At 74.4% G+C, this 25,011-nt stretch carries 22 protein-coding genes, 1 tRNA gene and 3 pseudogenes; 23 read left to right on the top strand and 3 right to left on the bottom strand.

The features are described 5' to 3' along the window. The first annotated feature begins 78 nt into the window (after positions 1–78). From ACZ411_RS13265 to ACZ411_RS13185, 17 genes and pseudogenes are all read left to right on the top strand, one after another. Entirely contained in the window at positions 79–1,155 is a 1,077-nt protein-coding gene (locus ACZ411_RS13265) for a TadA family conjugal transfer-associated ATPase (RefSeq protein ID WP_464171227.1), read from the top strand. Beyond that, the gene (locus tag ACZ411_RS13260) at positions 1,152–2,174 is read left to right on the top strand and encodes a type II secretion system F family protein (RefSeq protein ID WP_464171191.1); all 1,023 of its coding nucleotides are present in this window, start codon (positions 1,152–1,154) and stop codon (positions 2,172–2,174) included. The genes ACZ411_RS13265 and ACZ411_RS13260 overlap by 4 nt, the downstream gene beginning before the upstream one ends. A 410-nt stretch (positions 2,175–2,584) precedes the next feature. Continuing rightward, on the top strand, positions 2,585–2,773 hold the full coding sequence (locus tag ACZ411_RS13255) for a DUF4244 domain-containing protein (protein WP_094115313.1): 189 nt from the start codon (positions 2,585–2,587) through the stop codon (positions 2,771–2,773). Between the two features lie 17 nt (positions 2,774–2,790). Then, entirely contained in the window at positions 2,791–3,171 is a 381-nt protein-coding gene (locus tag ACZ411_RS13250) for a TadE family type IV pilus minor pilin (RefSeq protein ID WP_464171190.1), read from the top strand. Next, positions 3,161–3,511, top strand: a complete 351-nt coding sequence (locus tag ACZ411_RS13245) for an Rv3654c family TadE-like protein (protein WP_104290644.1) — start codon at positions 3,161–3,163, stop codon at positions 3,509–3,511. The genes ACZ411_RS13250 and ACZ411_RS13245 overlap by 11 nt, the downstream gene beginning before the upstream one ends. A 247-nt stretch (positions 3,512–3,758) precedes the next feature. Further along, positions 3,759–6,716, top strand: a complete 2,958-nt coding sequence (gene topA, locus ACZ411_RS13240; RefSeq protein ID WP_464171189.1) for a type I DNA topoisomerase — start codon at positions 3,759–3,761, stop codon at positions 6,714–6,716. Next, positions 6,713–7,347, top strand: a pseudogene (gene tmk, locus ACZ411_RS13235) (dTMP kinase). The gene topA and the pseudogene tmk overlap by 4 nt, the downstream one beginning before the upstream one ends. A 14-nt stretch (positions 7,348–7,361) precedes the next feature. Continuing rightward, positions 7,362–8,575: pseudogene (locus ACZ411_RS13230) on the top strand (DNA polymerase III subunit delta'). A 103-nt stretch (positions 8,576–8,678) separates the two neighbouring features. Next, positions 8,679–8,954 carry a hypothetical protein gene (locus ACZ411_RS13225; protein ID WP_464171188.1) on the top strand — a complete coding sequence of 92 codons (276 nt, stop codon included), beginning with the start codon at positions 8,679–8,681 and terminating at the stop codon, positions 8,952–8,954. Continuing rightward, positions 8,951–10,006, top strand: a pseudogene (locus ACZ411_RS13220) (alpha/beta fold hydrolase); the annotation flags it as partial. The gene ACZ411_RS13225 and the pseudogene ACZ411_RS13220, both read left to right, overlap by 4 nt. Positions 10,007–10,100: 94 nt before the next feature. After that, the gene (locus tag ACZ411_RS13215) at positions 10,101–10,166 is read left to right on the top strand and encodes a hypothetical protein (protein WP_464171226.1); all 66 of its coding nucleotides are present in this window, start codon (positions 10,101–10,103) and stop codon (positions 10,164–10,166) included. Positions 10,167–10,242: 76 nt separating this feature from the next. Then, positions 10,243–10,318, top strand: a tRNA-Thr gene (locus ACZ411_RS13210). Positions 10,319–10,457: 139 nt separating this feature from the next. Continuing rightward, positions 10,458–11,942, top strand: a complete 1,485-nt coding sequence (gene dacB / locus ACZ411_RS13205) for a D-alanyl-D-alanine carboxypeptidase/D-alanyl-D-alanine endopeptidase (RefSeq protein WP_464171187.1) — start codon at positions 10,458–10,460, stop codon at positions 11,940–11,942. A 64-nt stretch (positions 11,943–12,006) separates the two neighbouring features. Then, entirely contained in the window at positions 12,007–12,597 is a 591-nt protein-coding gene (locus ACZ411_RS13200) for an isochorismatase family protein (RefSeq protein WP_464171186.1), read from the top strand. A 116-nt stretch (positions 12,598–12,713) separates the two neighbouring features. After that, positions 12,714–14,195 (top strand): NAD-dependent succinate-semialdehyde dehydrogenase, encoded by a 1,482-nt coding sequence (locus ACZ411_RS13195; protein WP_464171185.1) that lies wholly within the window; start codon positions 12,714–12,716, stop codon positions 14,193–14,195. Then, positions 14,195–15,007 (top strand): TrmH family RNA methyltransferase, encoded by an 813-nt coding sequence (locus ACZ411_RS13190; protein WP_464171184.1) that lies wholly within the window; start codon positions 14,195–14,197, stop codon positions 15,005–15,007. The genes ACZ411_RS13195 and ACZ411_RS13190 overlap by 1 nt, the downstream gene beginning before the upstream one ends. Positions 15,008–15,105: 98 nt before the next feature. Further along, positions 15,106–15,474, top strand: coding sequence for a DUF2834 domain-containing protein (locus ACZ411_RS13185; protein ID WP_104344353.1), 369 nt, complete (start codon positions 15,106–15,108; stop codon positions 15,472–15,474). A 60-nt stretch (positions 15,475–15,534) separates the two neighbouring features. Here the strand turns inward: ACZ411_RS13185 and ACZ411_RS13180 are convergent, their stop codons facing one another. Continuing rightward, positions 15,535–17,460: an ABC transporter ATP-binding protein gene (locus tag ACZ411_RS13180; RefSeq protein ID WP_464171183.1), complete on the bottom strand. Its 1,926-nt coding sequence runs from the start codon at positions 17,458–17,460 to the stop codon at positions 15,535–15,537. A gap of 272 nt (positions 17,461–17,732) precedes the next feature. Here ACZ411_RS13180 and ACZ411_RS13175 point away from each other — a divergent pair, with 272 nt between their 5' ends. The 6 genes from ACZ411_RS13175 to ACZ411_RS13150 all read left to right on the top strand — a co-directional run bounded on the left by ACZ411_RS13175 (position 17,733) and on the right by ACZ411_RS13150 (position 22,843). Next, on the top strand, positions 17,733–18,659 hold the full coding sequence (locus ACZ411_RS13175) for an ABC transporter ATP-binding protein (protein WP_464171182.1): 927 nt from the start codon (positions 17,733–17,735) through the stop codon (positions 18,657–18,659). Then, complete coding sequence (locus tag ACZ411_RS13170; RefSeq protein ID WP_464171181.1) at positions 18,656–19,516, top strand: ABC transporter permease; 861 nt, start codon at positions 18,656–18,658, stop codon at positions 19,514–19,516. Before ACZ411_RS13175 ends, ACZ411_RS13170 begins: the two co-directional genes overlap by 4 nt. Positions 19,517–19,590: 74 nt before the next feature. Beyond that, entirely contained in the window at positions 19,591–20,361 is a 771-nt protein-coding gene (locus tag ACZ411_RS13165; RefSeq protein WP_094116929.1) for an ABC transporter permease, read from the top strand. 131 nt (positions 20,362–20,492) lie between these two features. After that, on the top strand, positions 20,493–21,494 hold the full coding sequence (locus ACZ411_RS13160) for a trypsin-like serine peptidase (protein ID WP_104344349.1): 1,002 nt from the start codon (positions 20,493–20,495) through the stop codon (positions 21,492–21,494). A gap of 121 nt (positions 21,495–21,615) precedes the next feature. Continuing rightward, entirely contained in the window at positions 21,616–22,446 is an 831-nt protein-coding gene (locus ACZ411_RS13155) for a PfkB family carbohydrate kinase (protein ID WP_464171180.1), read from the top strand. Positions 22,447–22,507: 61 nt separating this feature from the next. Further along, the gene (locus ACZ411_RS13150; protein WP_464171179.1) at positions 22,508–22,843 is read left to right on the top strand and encodes a hypothetical protein; all 336 of its coding nucleotides are present in this window, start codon (positions 22,508–22,510) and stop codon (positions 22,841–22,843) included. Between the two features lie 11 nt (positions 22,844–22,854). On the opposite strand, the gene ACZ411_RS13145 is transcribed toward ACZ411_RS13150, so the two are convergent. Continuing rightward, positions 22,855–23,409 carry an MOSC domain-containing protein gene (locus ACZ411_RS13145; RefSeq protein WP_094115326.1) on the bottom strand — a complete coding sequence of 185 codons (555 nt, stop codon included), beginning with the start codon at positions 23,407–23,409 and terminating at the stop codon, positions 22,855–22,857. Between the two features lie 110 nt (positions 23,410–23,519). Continuing rightward, positions 23,520–24,935, bottom strand: a complete 1,416-nt coding sequence (locus tag ACZ411_RS13140; protein WP_464171178.1) for an MFS transporter — start codon at positions 24,933–24,935, stop codon at positions 23,520–23,522. Positions 24,936–25,011: the final 76 nt, after the last annotated feature.

Genomic DNA, 25,011 nt, shown 5'->3' with positions numbered 1-25,011 from the left:
GACGCCGTCGGGCCGTGACGGTCGCGAGGGAGGTGCTGCCGGCGTGGGGGGACTGGGCGGAGAGGTGGTCCTCCGCGGATCGGCGATGTCAGCGCGCGCCGGGCAGTCCTCGCTGTCCGCGGCGGATGGCCGGCCCAGTCACCGGCGCGCCACGTCCCTTCGGCCCTCGGGCCCCTCGCGGCCCTTGCCCGGGACCCCGCGGCGACCGACGTGTTCGTCAACGGCGACGGCGAGGTCTGGGTGGACCGGGGTCGCGGCCCCGAGCGCCGTGCCGACGTCGACCTCGGCGGGGAGCCTGCGGTGCGCGCCCTCGCCGTGCGCCTCGCCGCCGAGGGCGGGCGGCACCTCGACGAGGCGGCGCCCTGCGTGGACGTGCGCCTCGGCGAGGGGATGCGGGTGCATGCGGTGCTGCCGCCCGTGTCGACCCGCGGCACCCTGCTCTCCATCCGGCTGCCGTCCCGGGCCCGGCCCACCCTCGACGCGCTCGACGCCGCCGGCGCCTTCCCGCCGGGCTGCCGGGCGCTCCTCGAGGAGGCGGTGCGCCGACGCACCAACCTGCTCATCACGGGCGCGGGCGGCAGCGGGAAGACGACCCTCCTCGGCGCGCTCCTCGCCCGAGCCGATCCGCGGGAGCGCATCGTGGTCGTCGAGGACGTGGCGGAGCTCCGGGTCCGGCATCCGCACGTCGTCTGCCTCGAGGCGCGGCAGGCCAACATCGAGGGGGCGGGGGAGCTGCCGCTCCCACGGCTGGTGCGCGAGGCCCTCCGGATGCGCCCCGACCGGCTGGTGGTGGGCGAGTGCCGCGGGAGCGAGATCCGGGAGCTGCTCGGAGCGCTCAACACCGGCCATGACGGCGGGGCCGGCACCCTGCACGCCAACGGCGTGGCCGACGTCCCGGCGCGGCTCGAGGCGCTGGGTGCGCTCGCCGGGATGGACGCGGTCACGACCGCGCGCCAGGCCGTCAGCGCGATCGGCCTGGTCGTGCACCTCGCGCGGACCGAGCGGGGCCGTCGCGTCACGGAGGCCGGGCGCCTCGTCGCGGACGGGGGAGGGCGCCTCCGAGTGGTGCCCGTGCGCTGGTCGTCGGGCCCGGGTGCCCGCGAGCGGCCCGCGGTGACGGGAACCGTGACGGCGGCCGACATGGATCGGCCGTGACGGTGCGTGCGCTCGCCGGGCGCCTGCCGGCGACCCTCGCGCCGTCGCGCGCCGGAGCCGTCGTGGCGGAGGCGGAGGAGGCGGCAGCGTTCGTTCGGCGCCTCGCGGTGCTGCTCGGCGCGGGACTCCCACCGGAACGCGCGTGGCGGCAGCTCGCGCCGCCGGGCGGAAGGGCGCGACGGGGGGACGGTGCGGCGGCATCGGTCATCCGGTGCGTCGCCTCGGGCTCGGGCTCCGGCTCGGATCCCCTGTCCGCGCGCGTGGCCCACGCGGTGGGGCGCGGCCGGAGCGCGGGCGGGGGAGATGCCGCCGACACCGCGCCCTGGAGCGCCCTCGCCGCGGTGCTCGAGATCTCCGACCGCACGGGGGCGCCGATGGCGGCGGCGCTCGTGCGTCTCGCCGAGACGCTCGTCGACGTCGCCCGCGTCCGACGGGACGCAGGGACCGCGCTCGCCGGTCCGGTGGCCACGAGCCGCACCGTGCTCCTCATGCCCGGGGCCGGGATCGTGCTGGCCGCCGGGCTCGGCTTCGACCCGCTCCGCATCCTCGCCACCACCGTGCCCGGAGCCGCCTGCCTGGTGGTCGGCGGCTCGCTCGTGGCGGTCGGCTGGCGCTGGAACCGGAGCCTCGTCCGCCGGGCCCTGCCCCGTGACGCCGCACCCGGGCTCGTCCTCGACCTCGTCGCGACCGCGATGTCGAGCGGCGCGTCCGTGCCGCGCGCCGTCGCTGTCGTCGGGCGCGCCTGCGAGCGCTCGGGCATCCCCGTCCGCGGCGAGCTGACGGCCGTCGCCTCCGTCGTGGAGGTCGCGACCCGGACGGGCGCGCCCGTCGTCGACCTCCTCCGCGGCGAGGCGGAGAGGGCGCGGCGCGATGCGCGCACCGGGGCTGAGCGGGCAGCCGCGCGTCTCGCCGCGCGGCTGATGCTGCCGCTCGGGGTCTGCGTCCTGCCGGCCTTCCTGGTGGTCGGCGTCGTGCCGATGCTCCTGGCCGTCGTGTCCTCAACACTCGGGCGGGGATGAGGGCGTCCACCGGTGGTCGGGCACGCGCGATCCGTCGATGCCGCGCCGGGCATGGTGATGACCTGCCGACGGGCGGCAGGCACAGACGGCGGGCGATGCCCGCCAGGGGAGAGGACGAGGACATGGGACGAGTCGAGGAGCCGGCATCGGCGACGGCGGACCGCGGGGCGGTGGCGGGATCGCGCGGCGGGGCCTCCCGCGGGTCCGAGGCGGCATCGCGCGCCGCTCCCGACGCGGCGGCGTCGAGAGCATCGGGGTGCCGCTCCGACTGGCCGCTCGCGGCGGTGGCAGCGGTGCCTCCTCCGGCGACGAGCAGCGGGGGCCGTGAGGTGTCCTCGGGTCGCGCGTCGAGCTGCGCCGACGGTGGAGGGACGTGCGCGCGGCCCGGGCCCACGAGGGTCGCCCTCGCCGTGCGGATAGCAGGCCGGGCCGTCCTCGACCGGGCGTCGAGCGACCGCGGCGCCGCCACGGCGGAGTACGCCATCGCGACCATGGCGGCCGTCGCGTTCGCCGGCCTGCTCGTGGTGATCCTCCAGAGCGACGAGGTGCGGGGCATGCTGCTCGACCTCGTACGGCGTGCGCTGACCTACGACCGCTGATGCGGGCGGGGCACCCCATGCCCGTTGACCCGTCCTCCCGGGCTGCGGCGGGGGACCGCGGGGCGGCGGCGGCGGAGCTCGCGGTCGTCCTGCCGGCGGTCGTCCTCGTCCTCGGGTTGTGCATGGGCGCGGTGCAGACCGTGGGGCAGCAGGTCGAGATGACCTCGGCCGCGCAGGAGGCCGCGAGGAGCCTCGGCCGTGGGGAGGACGAGAGCAGGGCGGGCGAGCGCATCGACGGCGCCGCTCGAGGAGCGTCCATGGCGGTGGACCGCCAGGGGCACGCCGTCTGCATCCGGCTCACCGCGCGGAGCCGCTTCCTCCCGGCGGGGGCGGCCGGGATGCGCATCACGGCCCGCGGCTGCGCCTGGCAGGAGGAGGCGGACGCGGATGCCGGGTGATCGTGGATCGGGCACGGTGGTCGCGGTGGGGGTGCTCGGGGCGGTCGCCTCGCTCGCGATGGCCTCAGTCGCCGTGTCCACGGTCCTCGTCGAGCGGGCCGTCGTGGCGGGTGCTGCCGACTCCGGCGCGCTCGCGGCGGCCGACGTCGCGGCGGGGTTCTCCACGGGCCCGCCCTGCGCCGCGGCGGGCGAGGTGGTGAAGGCGGTGGGGGTCTCGCTGACGACGTGCGAGGTGAACGGCACCACCGTCGTGGTGGAGGTCACGGGCAGCGGCGACGCCGTCGGCCTGGCGGTGACGGCACGCGCACGGGCCGGACAGCCTCCCGGCACCGGGCCGTGAGGGCCCGAGCGCGAGCTCGTGACGGTGTCGCGGGACGGCCTCGCGACGACGCTGGCGGAGTCGTCCCGGGGGGGGCGACCGAGGCCGTCCGGGCCGCGCCGCGATTAGGTCCCCGGTCGGTGCGCGTGTGTATGGTGTGCCTTGTCGGGGACCCCGCCGAACGTCGCCCCGGAGCGCATCCGAGCGGGCACGCACCCGGACACCGGGCCGGATGCCGGCCCCCATGAACGCATATATAAGGAGTCACGTGCCCGGCACGAAGAAGTTGGTCATCGTCGAGTCGCCGGCCAAGGCCAAGACGATCGCCCAGTACCTGGGCGACGGCTACGAGGTGCAGGCGTCGGTCGGCCACATCCGCGACCTGATCGAGCCGAAGAACCTGCCGCCGGAGCTCAAGAAGGGCACGCTGGGGAAGTTCTCGGTCGACGTCGAGAACGGCTTCGAGCCCTACTACGTCGTGAGCGACCAGAAGAAGAAGACGGTCGCCGATCTCAAGCGGGCGCTCAAGGACGCCGACGAGCTCTTCCTCGCGACGGATGAGGACCGCGAGGGTGAGGCCATCGCGTGGCACCTGCTCCAGGTGCTGAAGCCCAAGGTGCCGGTCAAGCGCATGGTCTTCCACGAGATCACCAAGGAGGCCATCGAGCGGGCGCGCGACAGCACCCGCGACATCGACACCGCCCTCGTCGACGCCCAGGAGACTCGCCGCATCCTCGACCGCCTGTACGGCTACGAGGTGTCGCCCGTGCTGTGGCGCAAGGTCGGCCCCGGCCTGTCCGCCGGCCGCGTCCAGTCCGCCGCGACGCGGCTCGTGGTGGATCGCGAGCGCGAGCGCCTGGCCTTCGTCACCGCCTCCTACTGGGACCTCACCGCCTCGCTGTCGCCGATCGACCAGGAGCTGCCCTTCGATGCGCGCCTCGTCCGCATCGACGGGGCCCGCATCGCGACGGGTCGCGACTTCGACGACAAGGGCGCCCTCAAGAACGACTCGCGTCCCCTCGACGCGACGAGCGCGGAGGCGCTCGCCGAGGCGCTGCGCGACCCGTCCGTGCCGCTGAGGGTGCAGAGCGTCGAGTCCAAGCCCTACACGCGTCGGCCGGCTGCCCCCTTCACGACGTCCACGCTCCAGCAGGAGGCCGCGCGCAAGCTGCGGTTCTCGGCCCGGCAGACCATGAGCGTCGCGCAGTCGCTGTACGAGAACGGCTACATCACCTACATGCGCACCGACTCGCCGTCGCTCTCGCAGCAGGCGATCACCGCGGCGCGCAAGCAGGCGGCGGAGCTCTACGGATCCGAGACCGTGCCGGACAAGCCGCGCCTCTACGCCGGCAAGAGCAAGAACGCCCAGGAGGCCCACGAGGCCGTCCGCCCCGCGGGGGAGACGTTCCGCACTCCGCAGCAGCTGGCCTCCACCCTGCGCGGGAACGACCACAAGCTGTACGACCTCATCTGGAAGCGCACCATCGCCTCGCAGATGGCGGACGCGAAGGGGTCCACCGCCTCGGTCGTCATCGCCGCCGGTCCGACATCCGCCGGAGAGGTCGCCGAGTTCGCGGCCTCGGGCACGGTCATCACCTTCCGCGGCTTCCTGGCCGCGTACGAGGAGAGCCGCGACGAGGAGCGCCACGGCGCCGCCGAGCCGCGTGAGGCCAAGCTCCCCGACCTGAAGAAGGGCCAGGACCTGCGCCTGGTCGACGTCGACGCCAAGGGCCACGAGACCAGCCCGCCGCCGCGCTACACGGAGGCGAGCCTCGTGAAGACGCTCGAGGAGCTCGGCATCGGGCGCCCGTCCACCTACGCGGCCATCATCTCGACCATCGTCGACCGCGGATACGTCACGCCCCGCGGCACGGCGCTCGTGCCCAACTGGATCGCGTTCTCCGTCGTGCGGCTGCTGGAGGAGTTCTTCACGGAGCTCGTGCAGTACGACTTCACCGCCGGCATGGAGGACGACCTCGACCGCATCGCCGAGGGCTCGGCCGAGCGGGTCGACTGGCTGAAGGGCTTCTACTACGGCAACGACGCCCACAAGGGCCTCCGCCCGACCATCGACAACCTCGGGGAGATCGACGCGCGGCAGATCAACTCGCTGCGCATCGCCGACGACATCACCCTGCGCATCGGCAAGTACGGGCCCTACCTCGAGGTCCACGAGGAGGGCGCGGCGGAGGACGCGACGCCTCGTCGCGTCAACCTCCCCGAGGACCTGGCACCCGACGAGCTGACGGCGGCGAAGGCCCGCGAGCTCATCGACGCCCCCGTCGTCACGGACCGCGTCATCGGCATCAACCCGGAGAACGGCAAGCAGATCGTCGCGAAGGACGGCCGGTACGGCCCGTACGTGACCGAGCTCGACCCGGAGCCCGAGGAGGCGCCGGCCGCCACCGCGGACGGGGTCGACCCGGCGACGGGAGAGGTGCTCGAGGCAGCGGCGACGGCGACGGCGACGCCGGCGAAGAAGGCGCCCGCCAAGAAGCCCGCGGCGAAGAAGGCGGCGGCCGTGAAGCCGCGGACCGCCTCCATCTTCAAGACGATGGACCTCGCGACCGTCGACCTCGAGACCGCGCTCCGACTGCTGGACCTCCCGCGGGTCGTGGGCGAGGACCCGGAGACGGCGACCCCCATCACGGCGCAGAACGGCAAGTACGGCCCGTACCTGAAGAAGGGCACGGACTCGCGATCGCTCACCAGCGAGGAGCAGATCTTCGAGATCGACCTCGCGGGGGCACTCGAGGTGTTCGCGCAGCCCAAGTACGGCGCGCGTCGACCCTCGAGCGCGCTCAAGGAGTTCGACGCCGACCCGGTGAGCGGCAAGGGCATCAAGGTCAAGGACGGCCGGTTCGGTCCCTACGTGACCGACGGCGAGACGAACGCCACGATCCCGAAGAGCGAGTCCGTCGAGGACATCGACTTCGATCGGGCCGTGGAGCTGCTCGCCGACAAGCGAGCCAAGGGGCCGGCGAAGCCCAAGGCCAAGGCCCCCGCCAAGGCGAAGGCCAAGGCGCCGGCCAAGGCGAAGGCTCCGGCCAAGCCCCGCGCCGCCGCCGCCAAGACGACCACGGCCGCGAAGACGAGCGCGGCGAAGACCACGGCGGCGAAGACCACAGCGGCGAAGACCACGGCCGCCAAGACCTCGACCGCGAGGACGACGGCCGCGGCCGCGAAGAAGGCGTCCGCCGCGGCGACGGCGTCCGACGCCACGTGACCGGCGTCTTCATCACGCTCGAGGGCGGCGACGGCGTGGGCAAGTCCACTCAGTCGTCGCTCCTGCGGGAGTGGCTGGAGCGGCAGGGCCAGAGGTCGTCGTGACCCGCGAGCCGGGCGGCAGCGAGCTCGGCGTCGAGATCCGCGAGATCGTGCTGCACCGTCGCGGCCACATCGCGCCCCGAGCCGAGGCGCTCCTGTACGCGGCCGACCGCGCGCACCACGTGGAGACGGTCGTGCGCCCCGCGCTCGCTCGCGGCGCGGTCGTGCTGCAGGACAGGTACCTCGACTCGTCGGTGGCCTACCAGGGAGCCGGACGCGTGCTCGACGCGGGGGAGATCCGCGACCTGTCGCTGTGGGCGGCGCAGGGGCTCCTGCCCGATCTCACCGTGCTCCTCGACCTCGACCAGGCGGCCGCCCGCGTGCGCCTCGATGCCGCGCGCACGCGCTTCGACCGCCTCGAGGCCGAGCACGGCGAGTTCCACGAGCGCGTCCGCCAGGCGTTCCTCGGGCTCGCCGAGGCCGAGCCGGAGCGCTTCCTCGTGGTCGATGCGGGTCTGCCCCGCGACGAGATCGCCGACCTCATCCGCTCCCGGACCTCCGCCCTCATCGAGGCGGGAGCCCGCGCGTGAGCGACGCCGCGGCCGTGCGAGGCGCGGACGGGCCGGCGTCGCCGGACGGCCGGCGCATCTGGGACGAGCTCACCGGGCAGTCCGAGGCGGTCGCCCTGCTCGCCGCCGCGAGCAGCCCCCGCGCCACCGCCCGCGACGCGTCGGGCACCGCCCTCGCGCACTCGTGGCTCATCACCGGGCCGCCCGGATCCGGCCGCTCCAACCTCGCGTACGCCTTCGCTACGGCGCTGCTGAGCGACGGCACGCCCGAGGGCGATGCCGCCACCGCACGGCAGGTGGCGGCGCGCGGCCGCCCCGACCTCGGCGTGCTCGCCACGGAGCGGGTCATCATCGCCATCGACGAGGTCCGCGCGCTCGTCACCTCGTCGCAGTACTCGCCCTCGGTCGGGCGGTACCGGGGTCATGGTCGTCGAGGACGCCGACCGCATGACCGAGCGCACGTCGAACCTGCTTCTGAAGGCGCTCGAGGAGCCGCCGGAGCGCACCATCTGGATCCTCTGCGCCCCCAGCGAGGCCGACCTGATCCCCACCATCCGCTCCCGGGTCCGCAGCGTCCGCCTGCGCATCCCGTCCGTCGAGGACGTGGCGGCGCTCATCCAGCGCCGCGACGGGGTCGACCAGGCGACCGCCACGCGCGCCGCCCGGGAGGCGCAGAGCCACATCGGCATGGCGCACCGTCTCGCCACGGACGCCGAGGCCCGCGAGCGCCGCAGCCGCACGCTGGAGCTCGCGCTCGGGATCCGCACGGTGGGCGACGCCGTGCGCGCCGCCGCCGCGCTGCTCGAGCTCGCCGGCCAGGACGCGAAGGCCTTCACCGTGCAGCGCGACGCGGACGAGCGCGAGCGCGCGCTGCGCTCGCTCGGCGTGCAGGAGGCCGGCGTCGATCCCGCCGCAGCTGCGGTCGCAGATCCGGCAGCTCGAGGAGGACCAGAAGCGCCGAGCGACGCGGAGCCTCCGCGACGGCATCGACCGCATCCTCGTGGACCTCATGTCCCTCCATCGGGACGTGCTCCTGCGCCAGCTCGGCGCCGACCTCCCGCAGGTCAACGAGGCGATCGCCCCGCGCATCGCCGAGGCCGCGGAGGCCGGATCGGCGGCCGCCTCGCTCGCGGTGCTCGACGCGGTCGGGGTCGCCCGTCGCCGCATCGACGGGAACGTCAGCCCCGCCCTCGCCCTCGAGGCCATGCTCGTGTCCCTCACCCGCACCCACGCGTCGGGCCGCGTGTGACCCGGCGGGGGACGCGGACGTCCCCCTCCTGTCCCGCGTCGCGTCCCGCGCGGGCGTCCTGCTCGTCGCAGCCGTCGCTCTGAGTGGCTGCGGCCTCATCCCCGTGCCCGAGCCGCGCAGCTCGACCTCGAGCCCCACCACGGAGGACGTGGCGCCCGACCTCGCGCGGTACTACGAGCAGGTCCTCGCCTGGTCGCCCTGCGAGGACGGTGCGCAGTGCGCCACCGCCACGGCGCCGCTCGACTGGTCGGCGCCGGACCCGGCCACCGACATCCAGCTCGCCCTCACCCGCCACGCGGCCCGCGGATCGGACGGTCCGCGGGGGTCGCTCTTCGTCAACCCCTGGCGGCCCGGGCGCCTCCGGCGTCGACTTTCGTGAGGTCCAGCGTCGACTACGCGGTGTCCCGCGACCTGCAGGACGCGTACGACGTCGTCGGCTGGGATCCCCGCGGCGTCGGGGCCTCGACGGCCGTCGACTGCGTCGACGACGCCCAGCTCGACTCCTTCCTCTACGGCGAGACCGAGGCGCGCCCGGGCACCCCGGAGCACGACCAGGAGCTCATCGACGCCGCGCGGTCGTTCGCGCAGTCGTGCGCCGCCCGGTCCGGCCCGCTGCTGCAGTTCATCGACACGCAGAGCACCGTGCGGGACCTCGACATGCTCCGGGCGCTGGTCGGGGATCCGGCGCTGAACTACCTCGGCTACTCGTACGGGACCGGCATCGGCGCCGAGTACGCGCAGGCGTTCCCCGCGCACGTCGGCCGCATGGTGCTGCTCGACGGCGCGACGGATCCGTCCGCGAGCTCCTTCGACGTGGTGCTCGCCCAGACCGCGGGGTTCCGCACCTCCTTCGAGTCGTACATGGCGGCCTGCCTCCAGGGGCAGGCGTGCCCGTTCCGCGGATCCGTCGAGGACGGCGTGGGGATGGCCGCCGACCTCCTCGACCGGCTACGACCAGAGCCCGCTGCGGGCCGTCGACGGCCGCGAGCTCGGCGCACGGGCAGGTCATGCGCAGCGCCATCGACTCCGCCCTCTACAGCGAGCAGCAGTGGCCCGCCCTCACCACCGCGTTCACGGAGGCCCTCGGCGGCGTTGCGCCGCCACCGCCTTCGCCCCTCGCCGACTCGTACTTCGGCCGCGCCCCCGACGGCACGTACACCGGCAACTTCTACGAGGCCTTCCTCGCGATCCAGTGCATCGACTACCCCGTGGAGCGCGACCCGGTCGGTGCTGGCCCGGCAGGCCGCGGAGCTCCGGTCCGCCGCTGGCGAGCTGGCCGACGACGACACCTCGCGCGACGACGAGCCCGATCCCCTCTGCGGCGACTGGCCGTACCCGGCTCGGGTCGCGCCGGCGCCGGTGTCGGCGGAAGGCGCCGCGCCCATCGTCGTGGTGGGCACCACCGGCGACCCGGCGACCCCCGACTCCTGGGCCGAGGCCCTCGCCGGAACAGCTCGACTCGGGCGTCCTGCTGACGTACGAGGGGCAGGGGCGCGTCGCCTACGACGAACGGGACCCGTGCATCGTGGCCGCCGTGGACGGGTACCTGCTCGGCGGGGACCCGCCGGAGTCGGGGACGACCTGCGGCTGACCCGCGTGTGCGAGAGGACCCTCCCGCATCCGGTATGCTCTCTACTCGTGCCCGGTACTCGCTGAGTCCGGGCCGGGCCGCCTTAGCTCAGTCGGTAGAGCATCTCACTCGTAATGAGAAGGTCGTCAGTTCGATTCTGACAGGCGGCTCCACCACCCCATCCGCGCGTCGCGCTCCCGGCATCCGCACCGGCTGCGCTGACCGGCGTCCCTCTTCCGCCGTCGCCCGCGGACCCGACCCGGCGAACCTCCCGCCGAGGATCCGCTCGGCCTCGGCGTCTAACATGGCCCCATGCGATCCCCTGCCGACGGCCCCGACCGCGCCGGCCGCATCGCCCCGGAGGAGTCCGGTCGAGGCACACGGAAGAGGACGGCGGCCGCACGCCGCACGCGCACCGTCACGGCCGCGGTCGCCGTCGTCGCCCTGCTCGCCGCCGGGTCCGTGGGTGCGGGGGCCCTCACGGGCCGCGCGGGCAGCGCCTCGGCGAGCGTCACGTCCTCCGCGGAGGCCCCTCCGACGCCGAGCCCCACGCCCACCGCGGATCCCGCGCGCTCGGCGCCCGCCGACGCATCCGCCGCCCGCGACCTCCGCATGTGCTCCATCTCCGCGCTCGCGCAGGATCCGCGGCTGGCGACGTTCGAGGGCCAGGTCCGCGACGCGGCCACCGGGCGCGTCCTGTTCGACCGGAACGGCAGCACCCCGGAGCGCACGGCGAGCGTCATGAAGGTCGTCACGTCGGCCGCCGCCCTCGCCGCGCTCGGTCCCGACCGTCGCATCGCCACCACGGTCGTCCGCGGTGCGGAGCCCGGCACCGTGGTGCTCGTCGGCGGCGGCGACCCGACCCTCTCCCGGCTCACGTCGGGCAGCTCCGTCTACCCGGGCGCTCCCCGCCTCAGCGACCTCGCGCAGCAGGTCCGCACTGCCTGGGCCGCAGACCCCTCCACGGCCGGCACGCCCATCAGCCGCATCGTTCTCGACACCTCGCTGTTCTCCGGGGAGACCTGGGCGCCGTCATGGGCGGCGACCGAGCGCCGCGCCGGGTACTCGAGCTACATGACCGCGCTGCAGCTGGACGCCGACCGCGCGGATCCCGGCGCCGTCGTCTCCGCGCGCAGCGAGGACCCCCTGGCGCGCGTCGGCAGCACGTTCCGCTCCATGCTCGGCGCATCGGCCGAGGTCACGCAGGGCACCGCCCCCGCGGGCGCCCCCGTCCTCGGGAAGGTGGAGTCGCAGCCCGTCTCCTCCCTCATCCAGACGGCGCTCATCAACTCCGACAACGTGCTCGCGGAGTCGCTCGCGCGGCTCGTCAGCATCCAGGTCGGGGCGGGGAGCACGCAGCAGTCGCTGGCCGCGGGCATCCCGAAGGCACTCGAGGCGTACGGCCTCGACACCTCCGACCTGACCATCGTCGACGGACAGGGCCTCAGCCCCGACAACCGCGTCCCGCCGTCGTTCCTGGCCCAGCTGATGATCCAGGTCGACCAGCGCCAGCAGGCTCTCGGCTACCTGCACGACGGCCTCCCGGTCGCGGGACGCACCGGCACGCTGGCGAGCCGGTTCACGGGCGACAGCTCGATCGCCCGCGGGCACGTCGTCGCGAAGACCGGGTGGATCGACACCGGGTACACGCTCGCCGGCATCGTCGACGCGGCCGACGGCAGCACGCTGACCTTCGCCTTCTATGCCATCGGGAACGTGACGGGCGATGCGAAGATCGCCCTCGACGCACTCGCCGCGGGGACCTACCGCTGCGGCGCGGACCTGGGCGACGAGTGACCCGCCTCCCGATCCCGGGCGGCGGACCCACGGCACCGGGCACGGCCCGGGGAAGGAGCGGCGCATGAGCAGGGCCCTGTTCATCATCGACGTGCAGAACGACTTCACCGAGGGCGGGGCGCTCGGCGTCACGGGAGGCGGCGACGTCGCGCGCGGCATCACCCGGCTCCTCGCGGCTGAGCCCTACCGCTACGACCATGTCCTCGCGTCCCGGGACTGGCACGAGGCGACCGGGGACAACGGCGGGCACTTCGCCCCGGCCGGCACCGTGCCCGACTACTCGACCACCTGGCCGGAGCACTGCGTGCAGGGCACGCCGGGTGCCGAGTACCACCCCGACCTCGACGTCACCGCGGTCGACTTCCACCTCCGCAAGGGCCAGGGCGCATCCGCGTACTCGATCTTCGAGGGGACGACGGAGGACGGCGTGCCGCTCGCCGACCTCCTGGTCCTCCACGACATCACGGACGTGGACGTCGTCGGCATCGCCACCGACTACTGCGTGCTCGCCTCGGCGCTGGACGCCGTCCACCAGGGCAAGCGCGTGCGGGTTCTCGCCGACCTGGTCGCCGGTGTCGCCCCCGCTACCAGCACCGCCGCGCTGGAGCGCCTGCGCGATGCCGGCGCGGAGATCGTCGAGGGCCCCGCCGTCTGACGGACCCCCGTCCGCGGCGGGCGCACCACGACGTCGACGGCGTCCCGGACGACGACGAGCACGACCCGGCGCACGAGCACCGGCACGAGCACGAGCACGGAAGAAGCGAGGAGACCATGAGCGCATCCACCGAGACCGACCTCCTGTCGGGAACGCCCACCACCCTGCTCATCGGCGGCGAGCGGGTCGACGCGGAGGGCGGAGCGGCCTTCGACGTCCGCGACCCGGCCACCGACGACGTCATCGCCCGGGTGGCCGACGCGAGCCCGGCGGACGGCGCCCGCGCCCTCGACGCCGCGGTCGACGCCGCGGCGGGCTGGGCGGCGACGGCGCCGCGCGTCCGCGGGGAGATCCTCCGTCGCGCGTTCGACCTGCTGCAGGAGCGCCGGGACGAGTTCGCGCTGCTCATGACGCTGGAGATGGGCAAGCCGATCGCGGAGTCGCTCGGCGAGGTCGCCTACGGCGGCGAGTTCCTCCGCTGGTTCTCGGAGGAGGCCGTGCGCATCACCGGCCGGTACGGCACCAACCCGGAGGGAACCGGGCGCATGATCGTGTCGCAGCATCCCGTCGGACCCGTCCTGCTCATCACCCCGTGGAACTTCCCGCTCGCCATGGCCACGCGCAAGATCGCGCCGGCGCTCGCCGCGGGCTGCACCGTGGTCATCAAGCCGGCCGACCTCACGCCCCTCACCACGCTGCGCTTCGCCGAGCTCCTGGCCGAGGCGGGGCTGCCGGCGGGCGTGCTCAACGTGATCCCCACGACCTCCGCCGCCGAGGTCGCGGGGCCGCTCATCGCGGACCCGCGTCTGCGCAAGCTGAGCTTCACCGGCTCCACGCCCGTCGGCCGCCGGCTCGGGGCGCAGGCGGCCGAGAACGTCCTCCGCGTCTCGCTCGAGCTGGGCGGCAACGCGCCGTTCGTGGTGTTCGCGGACGCCGACCTCGACAGGGCCGTCGACGGCGCCATGGCGGCGAAGTTCCGGAACGTCGGTCAGGCGTGCACGGCCGCCAACCGGTTCATCGTCGAGGCGTCGGTCGCCGAGGCCTTCGCGGACCGCCTGCAGGAGCGCATCGGCGCCATGCGGCTCGGGCGCGGCACCGAGGAGGGGGTGACGGTCGGCCCGCTCATCGACGGACGGGCGGTCGAGAAGGCCGACCGCCTCGTGCGCGATGCCGTGGAGCGCGGCGCCCGCGTCCGCGCAGGCGGGCAGCCCCGCGAGGGCGCCGGCCACTTCTACCCGCCGACGCTCATCACGGGCGTCGCCGAGGGCAGCGACATCCTCCGCGAGGAGATCTTCGGCCCGGTGGTGGCCGTCGTCCCGTTCGCCGACGGGGACGAGGACGAGGCCGTGCGCCTCGCCAACGACACCGAGTTCGGGCTCGTCTCGTACGTCTTCACCCGGGACCTCGCCCGGGGCCAGCGGATGATCGAGCGGCTCGAGACGGGCATGACCGGGCTCAACATGGGCGTCGTCTCGAACGCGGCGGCGCCCTTCGGCGGCGTCAAGCAGTCCGGCCTCGGCCGGGAGGGCGGGCTCGAGGGCATCCACGAGTACCTGAACACGAAGTACACGCTGACGCCCGACCCGTTCGCCGCGTAGTGGCGCACGTCGTCCCGGTCGAGGACCTGCGGGATCCGCGGCTCGCCGACTACAGCCACCGCACCGACGTGGCGCTCCGCAAGGACGCGGGAGCGGGGCACGGGATCTACCTGGCCGAGTCCGCGCTCGTGCTGGAGCGGGCGCTCCGTGCCGGGCACGTCCCGCGGTCGGTGCTCGCGCTCGGCGGCACGGTCGACGAGGCGCTCGCGCTGGTCGGCGACCGCGACGTGCCCGTGTTCACGGGGCCGGGCGAGCTGCTGGCGGAGCTGACCGGGTACGTCCTCCACCGCGGGGTCGTCGCGTCGCTCGACCGGCCCGCGCTGCCGTCCGTGGCGTCGCTCCTCGCCGGTGCCCGCCGGGTCGTGGTGCTCGAGGACGTGGTGGACCCCACCAACGTGGGGGCGATCTCCCGCTCCGTCGGGGCGATCGGCGCCGACGCCGTGCTCGTCACGCCGCGGTGCACGGACCCGCTGTACCGCCGGGCCATCCGCGTGAGCATGGGCACGGTGCTCCAGGTGCCGTGGACGCGCACGGGGGAGTGGCCGGAGACGCGGGCGACGCTCGCGGCCGCGGGCTTCCACGTGGCCGCGCTGGCGCTCACGCCGGACGCCGTCTCCCTCCGCGACTTCCCCGCCGCGGAGCACGCGCGGCTCGCGATCGTGCTCGGGTCGGAGGGGCCGGGGCTCTCCGAGGAGGCGATCCGGTCCGCCGACACCGTCGTGCGAATCCCCATGGCGCACGGCATCGACTCGCTCAACGTCGCCGCGGCCAGCGCGGTGGCGCTGTACGCGCTCACGGCGCCGGCCGGCTGAGGCCCCGGGCGGCGGTCCCCTCCGCCACGCACGGCGCGCCCGACGACCGCCCCGCGCGCCGGCACCTAGCCTGGCGGCATCCGCGAGAAGGGGTCCCCATGCGCACGCGTCCCGCCCGTCGGCGTCCCACGCCCCTGACCGTCGTGTACCTCGTCCTCGCGCTGGCGGGGCTCGTCCTCACGTGGACCGCCAACATCCAGGTCGTCGTGTCCGGGCGCGACTTCCTCGCCGACCTGTCCGCGGGCGGCCCCGCCGTGTCGTCGCTGTCGTGGGACCTGCTGATAGCGGCCGTCGCGAGCGTGGCGTTCATCGTCGCGGAGGGGCGGCGGCTCCGGATGCGGCGCGTCTGGGTCTACCTGCTCCTCGTCCCGCTCGTGGCGTTCGCGGTGGCCCTGCCGCTGTTCCTCGCGGCGCGGGAGATGCGGATCACCGCGCCGGAGCCCGCGACCCCGCCTGCGGTCGGCTGAGCCCGGCCCAGCCCGTCTCCGGGGGAGGGGCGTCGGCGACCGGCCTGCGAGCGCCGCGCGCTAGACCAGGAGCTGGTGCTTCGCGAGGTCGCGGTAGAGCGGCGTCGAGACGACGAGCTCGGCGTGCGTGCCCGTGCCGACGACGCGACCCTTCTCGACGACCACGATGAGGTCGCTGTCGACGACGGTCGACAGGCGGTGCGCGATGACGATGAGTGTGCGGTGCTCGGCCACCGCGTCGATGGCCTTGCGGAGCAGCTGCTCGTTGAGGCCGTCGAGGCTCGAGGTGGACTCGTCGAGCAGGAGGATCGGGGGCGCCGACAGCAGCGTGCGCGCGATGGCGAGACGCTGGCGCTCGCCGCCGGAGAGCATGATGCCGTCCTCGCCCACGGGGGCGTCGAGCCCGAGCTCGTTGCGCGCGAGCACCTCGGTGAGGTTCACCGCGTGGAGCACCTGGACGCAGTCCTCGTCGGTGGCGTCGAACGCGGTGAGGGTGAGGTTCTCGCGCAGGGTGCCGGCGAGCACGGGCGCGTCCTGCTCGACGTAGCCGATCTGGCGGCGGAGCTCCTCGCGGTCGAGGGTGCGGATGTCGCGGCCGCCGATGCGCACGATGCCGGAGGTCGGGTCGTAGAAGCGCTCGATGAGGGCGAGGATGGTGCTCTTGCCCGCGCCCGAGGGACCGACGAGGGCGATCCGGGTGCCCCGGTCGGCACGGAAGCTGACGCCCTGGAGCACGCCGCCGCCCGTGCGGTCGGCGCCCGGGGCGGAGTCCGTCGCCGGCTCCGCATGACGGAGGGACTCGCCCGCGCCATCGCCCGCATCCGCCTCGGCCCGATCCGCCGGCGCCGGGACCGGGTAGGCGAAGCGCACGTCCACCAGCTCGAAGGCGGGCGCGTCCGTGCGGTCGTCGGCGCTCGGGCCGTCGTCGCGCAGGCGGCCGGCGAGGGCCTCGTCGCCGTCGGTCTCGCCCGGCAGCTTCACGATCTCCTGGATGCGGCCGAGCGCCCCGAGCGCCTGGTTGACCGCGGTGACGGCGCCGAACGCCTGGCCGAGCGGCATGATCATGAGGAAGAGGAACAGGATGAAGGCCACCAGGTCGCCGACGCCGATGGCGCCCGACGCGACGCGGAAGCCGCCCACGCCGACCACCACGAGGAACGACGCCTGCAGCGCGATGCCCGCGATCGGCACCACCACGGCGGACGCCTTCGCGACCTTGATGCCCATCTCCCAGGCGCCCTCGGCGTCGGCCTCGATGGTGCGGATCTCGCGGTCGGTGGCGTTGCTGGCGCGGACGGTGCGGATCGCGCCGATGGCCCGCTCCACGCTCGCGGCGAGGTCGCCGACCTTCCGCTGCGCGCGCTGGCTGGCCACGCGGATGCGGCCGGAGAGCCCCACGACGGCGACCACGGACACGGCGACGACCAGCACGGTGAGGCCGAGGAGCACCGGGTCGATGATCAGCATCGCGATGACGGCGCCGAGGAAGGTGACCGCGCCGCCGATCGCCTCCACGAGGCCCTGCGTGAGCACGGCGCGGAGGAGCGTGGTGTCGGATCCGACGCGGGAGACGAGGTCGCCGGTGCGCCGCGTGTCGAACTCGGAGATGGGGAGGCGCAGGATGCGCCGGACGAGGGTGCGTCGCGACGAGAGGACGATGCCCTCGCCCATCCGCTGCAGCAGGTAGTGCTGGTAGCCGGAGAGGAGGCCGGAGACGACCACGAGGCCGACGAGCGCCCAGACCAGCGCGCCGAGCGCGCCGCCGTCCTGCACGACGCCGACCACGCGCTGCACGAGCAGGGGCTGGCCGAGGCTCGCGGCCGCGCCGAGGACGCTGAGCACGATGACGAAGGCCATGAGTCCGCGCTGCTCGAGGATGTAGGGGAGCAGCTCCGAGAAGCGGGCGCGGGGGCCGTCGTCGGCCGAGTCGCGGCGGGCGAACGGGTTGCGGGACCGGGCGCGCGGGGCGGTGGTGGCTTCGGTCATGGGGTGCTCCCGGGCTCGTCGGTCGGCGTCGTGCGGCGGCGCGGACGGCGTCGCGGGCGGTCGGGGCAGGACCCCGCGGGGACGGGGCGCGGACGTCGCTGCTGCGTGCAGCGGTGCCGGCGTGCCGTGATCCGCCCTGCGACTCTACGCGCCGCACGCCGGGCGTCCGCCGCGCGCGGGGCGTCGGCCGGGGGACCTCAGCTGGGACCCGCCCGGATCCCCGCGTCCGGAACCGTGGTCGATCCGCCCGCGGCTCCCTAGGCTGAGGTCCCGTGCCCACTCCCGTCATCACCGCCGACCGCCTCGTGAAGAGGTACGGCGACCACGTCGCCGTCGACGGACTCTCCTTCGAGGTCGCGCCCGGCGAGTCCTTCGGCCTCCTCGGCCCGAACGGCGCCGGCAAGTCCACCACCATGCGCATGATCGGCGCGGTCTCCTCGCGGACGGGCGGGACGCTCGACATCCTCGGGCTCGACCCCGACACGCACGGGCCGGAGATCCGGTCGCAGCTCGGCGTCGTGCCCCAGGCTGACAACCTCGACCTCGAGCTCCGGGCACGCGACAACCTCATCGTCTACGGCCGCTACTTCGGGCTGCCGCGCAAGCAGGTCGCGGCGCGCGCCGACGAGCTCCTCGAGTTCGCGCAGCTGAGCGACCGCGCGGGCGCCAAGGCCGACGACCTCTCCGGCGGCATGAAGCGCCGTCTCACCATCGCGCGGGCCCTCATCAGCGATCCGCGGATCCTCCTGCTCGACGAGCCGACGACGGGCCTCGATCCGCAGGCCCGGCACATCCTCTGGGACCGCCTGTTCCGGCTCAAGGAGCAGGGCACCACGCTCGTGCTCACCACGCACTACATGGACGAGGCCGAGCAGCTGTGCGACCGGATCATCGTGGTCGACGAGGGCCGGATCATGGCCGAGGGCTCGCCCGCGTCCCTCATCCGCGACCACTCGAGCCGCGAGGTGCTCGAGGTGCGCTTCGGCTCCGACCGCAACGAGGAGGCGTCGCGCGAGATCGCCGGGTTCGGCGACCGCGTCGAGGTCCTGCCCGACCGCGTGCTCGTCTACGCCTCCGACGGGGAGGCCGTGCTCCGCCGCATCCTCGAGCGGGGCCTGGAGCCGATCACGACCCTCGTCCGCCGCTCCAGCCTGGAGGACGTCTTCCTCCGGCTCACCGGCCGCAGCCTCGTCGAATGAGCGTCGACGCCCCGCGCACCCCGCGCTCCACCGCCACCGCCCGCGACCGCGCCCTCGCGGCCGGCGTCCGTCCCCGCCGCCACGGGGCCTGGTACGCGGCCGAGCACCGGCTGCTCGGGATCCGCGCCTACGCCGGCACGGTCATCGCGACCGGCATCGCGAGCCCCTACGTGTACCTCTACGCGCTCGGCGTGGGGCTGGCCACCGTGGTCGACCAGGGGACCGGCGCGAACCAGGCGCTCGGGATCAGCTTCCTCGTCTTCGTGGCGCCCGCGCTCCTCGCCACGAGCGCCATGACGGTCGCGAGCGAGGAGTTCACCTACCCGATCCTCGGCGCCTTCAAGTGGAACCCGGTCTTCCAGGCGATGAACGCATCCCCGCTGACGCCCGCCCAGATCGTGGACGGGCAGGTGATCGGCGTCGCCATCCGCATGGCCCCGACGGCGATCGCGTACTTCGCCTTCATGCTGCTGTTCGGCGCCGTGCCCCTCGGCACGGGCTTCCTCGCGATCGGCGCCGCGCTCCTCACGGGCATGGCCATCGGCGTCGTGATCATGGCCTACGTCGCCACCCTCGAGCAGGACACGGGCCAGATCGCGATGGTGCTGCGCTTCGTCATCACGCCGCTGTCGCTCTTCTCGGGCACGTTCTTCCCGCTCACGCAGCTGCCCGTCTGGCTGCAGTGGGTCGGGTGGGTGTCCCCGCTCTGGCACGGCACCGAGCTCGGCCGCGTGGCGACCTACGGGCTCGACGAGCCGCTCTGGCTCACGGTCGCGCACGTCGCGTACCTGCTGCTGTGGCTGGTCGTCGGGTGGTCGCTGGCCCGGCGGATCACGACGAGGAGGCTCCGCAGGTGACCGCTCCGACCACGGGCGCGCCGTCCGCCCCTCCGCCGTCGGCCCCGCCCGTCCGCCGCCGCGGGACCAGCGCGCTGTACGCCGGCAACGCGCGCTCCGTCCTGTCGCGGGGGCTCCTCGCGACCCGCAGCACCAACTGGACCGTCGTCGTCTCCGGCTTCTTCGAGCCCGTGTTCTACCTGCTCGCGATGGGGATCGGGCTCGGCTCGCTCGTCGGGGACGTGACGACGAGCACCGGGCAGCCCGTGCCGTACGCCGCGTACATCGCGCCCGCGCTCCTCGCCGTCTCGGCCATGAACGGGGCCGTGTACGACTCCACCTGGAACGTCTTCTTCAAGATGAACCACTCCAAGCTGTACCAGGGCATGCTCGCGACCTCGCTCGGCCCCCTGGACGTGGCGTTCGGGGAGATCTCGCTGGCGCTGCTCCGCGGCGTCGTGTACTCGTCGGGCTTCCTCATCGTGATGCAGGTGCTCGGCCTCAACCTGTCGTGGTGGGCGATCCTCGCGCTGCCGTCGGTCGTGCTCGTCGCCCTCGCCTTCGCGAGCTTCGGCATGGCCGTCACGAGCTACATGAGGACGTTCCAGCAGATGGACTGGATCAACTTCATCCTGCTGCCGATGTTCCTGTTCTCCGCGACCTTCTACCCGCTGTCGGTCTACCCGCCGTGGATCCAGACCGTGATCCAGGCGCTGCCGCTCTGGCACGCCGTGGAGCTGGTGCGCGGCTTCACGACCGGTGCGCTCTCGATCGCGGTCGTCGGGCACGTCCTCTACTTCGCGGTGATGACGGCGATCGGCCTGGTCTTCACGACGCGGCGGCTGCGGGTCCTCTTCCTCGACTGAGGCGCGATCGCCCCGCTCCGCGACCCGAGCCTGTGGAGGTGGGCGGCGGGGGAAGCGTGATTCCGGGGATCGTCGTGGCCGCACCGCTCGGGCGACCCCGCCCGGCGGGTCCCACGACCGCGAGGAGCACCATGCACGCACGCGCCCTGTCCGACCGACGGCACCCGGGGGACGGAGGCGCGCCGGATCCCGGGCGCGGGCGTCGCGGACGCGTCCTGCGGGCGGCCGTGGGAGCCGCGGTCGCGCTCGCCGTCGGGTGCGGCGGGGCGGCCGGCGTCCCCGTCGCGGCCGAGGCGCACGCGCGCCCGGACGCGCAGCCCGCGGCCCCGTCGTCCATCCACCAGGACGCGGACGACGCGGTGGCGTACTGGACGCCCGAGCGCATCCGCGCCGCCGTCCCCGACGACGGCGGGGTCACCGCAGGGCGCACCGCTCCCGTGGCGGACGCGGAGCTGGTGCACAGCGCTCCAGGCAGGCTGGGCGCCCAGTCCAGCATCGGGATCCTCACGTTCCTCCGCGGCGGGCAGGAGAAGTCGTGCACCGCGTCGGCGATCCGCTCCGGCTCCGGTCTCATGGTGGCCACCGCCGGCCACTGCCTGTTGCGCGGCGGCGAGTCCGCGACGCGCATCGCCTTCACACCCGGGTGGGACGGCGCCAACCGCCCGTACGGCACGTGGGGCGGGGACGAGTACCAGGTGCCCGACGCCTGGCGCTCCCGGGGGGACGCCGGCCACGATGCGGCCTTCGTCCGAATGCTCAAGCGGCCGTCCGGCCCGCTCCTCGCGGATGCCGTGAAGGCGCTCACCCCGGACTTCGGCCTCGCCAAGGCGGGCCTGCACTACCTGACCCTCGGGTACCCCGGCTCCCCGTCCAACCTCGTGTCCAAGCCCCTCTCGACATGCGTCGGGCCGGCCTACCCCACGGGCGACGGACGGCTGGCGATGGTCGGGTGCGCTGCCGAGGGCGGGATGTCAGGCGGTCCCCTGATCCACGTGTCGACGGCGGCGGCCCGGGGGACCCAGACCGGCGTCATCTCCACGTCGTACGACGGGCTGTTCGGCGTGGGGACCGCCGTCACCCCGTGGGGCGCGACGGAGCGACGGGTCTTCGACGACGTCGACTCCTTCGGCTGACGTGCATCGCCCGGCCCGACCCGACCGCGACCGGGTCGGGGTCGCCCTCGGGTCCTCGGTACCCTGGCGGGGAGCGCCACCCGGGCGCGGCCGGCATCGTGCCGGGGGGAGGCAGGTGCCCATGGGCCGCGTCGTGGTGCTCGGATCGCTCAACGTCGACCAGGTGGTCCGCGTCCCCCGGCACCCGCAGCCGGGGGAGACGCTCATCGGCTCCGATCCGGAACGGCTGTGGGGCGGCAAGGGCGCGAACCAGGCCGTCGCCGCGGCCGCCGCGGATGACGGCGCGACCGTCGCGATGGTGGGCGCCGTGGGCGACGACGCGGACGGATCCGCCTACCGTGCGCGGCTCGCGGGGCGCGGCATCGACGTCGCCGGGCTCGTCGCCGTCGCGGGCTCCACGACGGGCCTCGCCGTCATCGCGGTCGCCGACGACGGCGAGAACACGATCATCGTCGCGCCCGGCGCCAACGCGCGAGTGACGGGCGACCACCTGGATCCCCTCGACGCGCTCGGCAGCGGTGACGTGATGCTGGCCTCGCTGGAGCTGCCCCTCGACACGGTGGCGGAGGGCGTCCGGCGCGCGCACGCCGCGGGTGCGCGCGTCGTCCTGAACCTCGCGCCCTTCGCGCAGCTGCCCGACGATGTGCTCGTCCTCGCGGATCCCGTCGTGGTCAACGAGCACGAGGCCGGGCTCCTCCGCGCGTCGGGCACCCCCGCTCCCGCATCGCTGCTCGTCACGCTCGGCGCCGAGGGCGCGATTTGGGGCGACGTCGAGGTGCCCGCGTCGCGTGTCGACCGGGTCGTCGACACGACGGGGGCCGGCGACGCGTTCTGCGGCGCGCTCGCGGCCGCGCTCGCCGGCGGTGCCGACCGGGCCGCCGCGATGGGCCGGGCCGCGGACGCCGCCGCGGTCGTGGTGCAGCGGCAGGGTGCGCAGCCGGCGGACGGCTGAGCCCCGCGCCGGTGCGGTGGCGCACCCCCGCACAACACGCGTCGACATGGGAGGGTGGGGCATGACCCTCCGCGCGCCCGCCACGTTCCGCGAGCAGGCCGAGGCTGCGCTCAGCGGCTTCGCCGGGTTCGCGGCGTACCTGCTGTGGCAGGTCGCTCGCGGCACCGAGGTGCGGACCGAGGGCGATCGCGTGCTCGTCGTCGTGTGCGCGATCGGCGCGATCGTCCTCGGCGCCGCGTTCCTCCTGCTGGTCGTGCGCGGCGGGATCCGGCGTCGGCGGGCGCGTCGCGCGCAGGCGGACGGGGCGGACCGCGTCCCCGCGGCGGACGCGGGCGGTCGGGCGGCGGCGGACGCGGGTCCGTCGGCGCACCCCGGTGACCACCGCGAGCGCACCTAGCGGTCCCGCGCTCAGACGGGCTGCAGCGCCTCGTGGGCGCCCGCGGGCAGCTCGACGCGGACGGCGTCGTCGGGGCGGACCTCGCCGCCCGTGATCACGACGCCCATGACGCCGGACTTCCGCACGACGTTCCCGTCGGCGTCGCGGCCGAGGACGGCCTTCATGGCGCCCTTCGCGAGGCCGTCGATCTGGCTGCAGGGGTTCCGGAGGCCCGTGATCTCCACCACGGCCGCGTCGCCCAGGTGCAGGCGCGTCCCCGTCGGCAGGTCGAGGAGCGGGACGCCGGACGTGGTCACGTTCTCGCCGAGGTCGCCGGGGCCGATGTCGAAGCCCTGCTCCGCGAGCTCCGCGTGCAGCTCGGCGTGGACGAGGTGCACCTGGCGGAGGTTCGGGGCGTCCGGGTCCCGGCGCTTCCGCGACAGGTGCTGGACGGTGGTGCCGAGGTGCGCGTCGCCCTCCACGCCGAGGCCGGCGAGGAGCGTGATGGACGGGCGGACGGGCTTGGAGAACCGGTGGGCGTCGTCGCGCGCGACCGCGACGATGCGAGGGGAGGCGGACGGCTGCATGGATGCGACGATAGCGGCGCCGCGCGGACCGGTCGACCCCGGGGGCGCCGGGGACGCGGAGGGCCGCCCGTCGCAGTGCGACGGGCGGCCCGGCGGGTCGTGCGGGCGGGTCAGCTGACGTTGCCCGCGTAGTCCGCGTCGCGGGTCTCGCGGCTGATGATGAGCGCGACCAGCGTGATCGCCGCCATCGCGCTCAGGTACACGCCGACGAGGAGCACGTTGCCGTCGAGCAGCTGCCAGAGGGCCACCGCGATGAACGGCGCGACCGCGGCGCCCAGGATGCTGGCGACGTTGTAGCTGATCGCGGATCCCGTGTAGCGGACGTTGGTCGGGAAGAGCTCCGGCAGCACCGCGCCCATGGGGCCGAAGGTGAGGCCCATCAGGGTGAACCCGATGATGAGCAGCGCCATGGTGCCGACGAAGCCGGCCGAGAACAGCGGGACGAAGAGCAGCCCGAAGACGAGGATCCCGACGGTGGTCGCGATGAGCATCTTGCGTCGGCCGTGCTTCTCCGCGAGCGGGCCGGAGACCATCGTGAAGATGCCGAAGAAGACGACGCCGACGATGAGCATCAGCAGGAAGTCGTTCCGCGCGTATCCGAGGCCCGCCGCGAACGTGTCCGGGTTGAACGGCTTGCCGGCGGCGGTCGCGGCCGCCTCGGCGGTGGCGGCGTCACGGGCGGTGGTGCCGTACGTGAGCGTGAACGTGGTCATCAGGTAGAAGAGCGTGTAGGTCGCCAGCATGATGAACGTGCCGAGGATCAGCGGGCGCCAGCTCGTCACGAACACGCGCGCGACGGGCAGCTTCGCGACCTCGCCGGAGTCGACGACCTTCTGGAAGGCGGGCGTCTCGATGAGCTTCAGGCGCACGTAGAGGCCGACGATCACCAGCACGGCGCTCGCGAGGAACGGCACGCGCCAGCCCCACGCCTGGAACTGCTCCGGCGAGAGGCCGAGGCTCAGCGCGAGGAACACGCCGTTGGCGACGATGAAGCCGATGGGCGCCCCGAGCTGCGGGAACGTGCCGTAGATGGCGCGCTTGCCGACGGGGGCGTTCTCGGTCGCGAGGAGCGCGGCGCCGCTCCACTCGCCCCCGAGGCCGAGGCCCTGGCCGAAGCGCATGACCACGAGGAGGGCGGGGGCCGCGACCTCCCATCCGGGCGTGAGCGCGGTCGGCAGGCAGCCGATCAGCACGGTCGCGATGCCCATGGTGAGCAGCGACGCGACGAGCGTGCCCTTGCGGCCCACGCGGTCGCCGAAGTGGCCGAAGAGGATCGACCCGATCGGGCGGGCGATGAACGCGACGCCGAAGACGGCGAAGGAGGCGAGCTGCGCGACCGTCGGGTCGTCGTTCGCGAAGAAGAGCGCGGGGAAGACGAGCACCGCCGCGGTCGCGTAGACGTAGAAGTCGTAGAACTCGATCGACGTGCCGATGAGGCTCGCGATGATGACGCGCGAGCGCGAGTTGCCGGCGGGCGGGGTGGCGGTGGACGAGGCGGCGGCGCTGGCCGCGCGGGTGGAGGACATGGTGCGGGAGACGGCTTTCGGCTGATGCGGCGTGAGCGGCAGGGGCGCGCGGAGGGGCGGGCGCGCCGGTCGGGCG

The organism is Clavibacter sp. AC415, from assembly GCF_979252985.1.
Note: the sequence above shows the minus strand (reverse complement) of the source record. Positions and strands in the feature narration are given on the sequence as shown.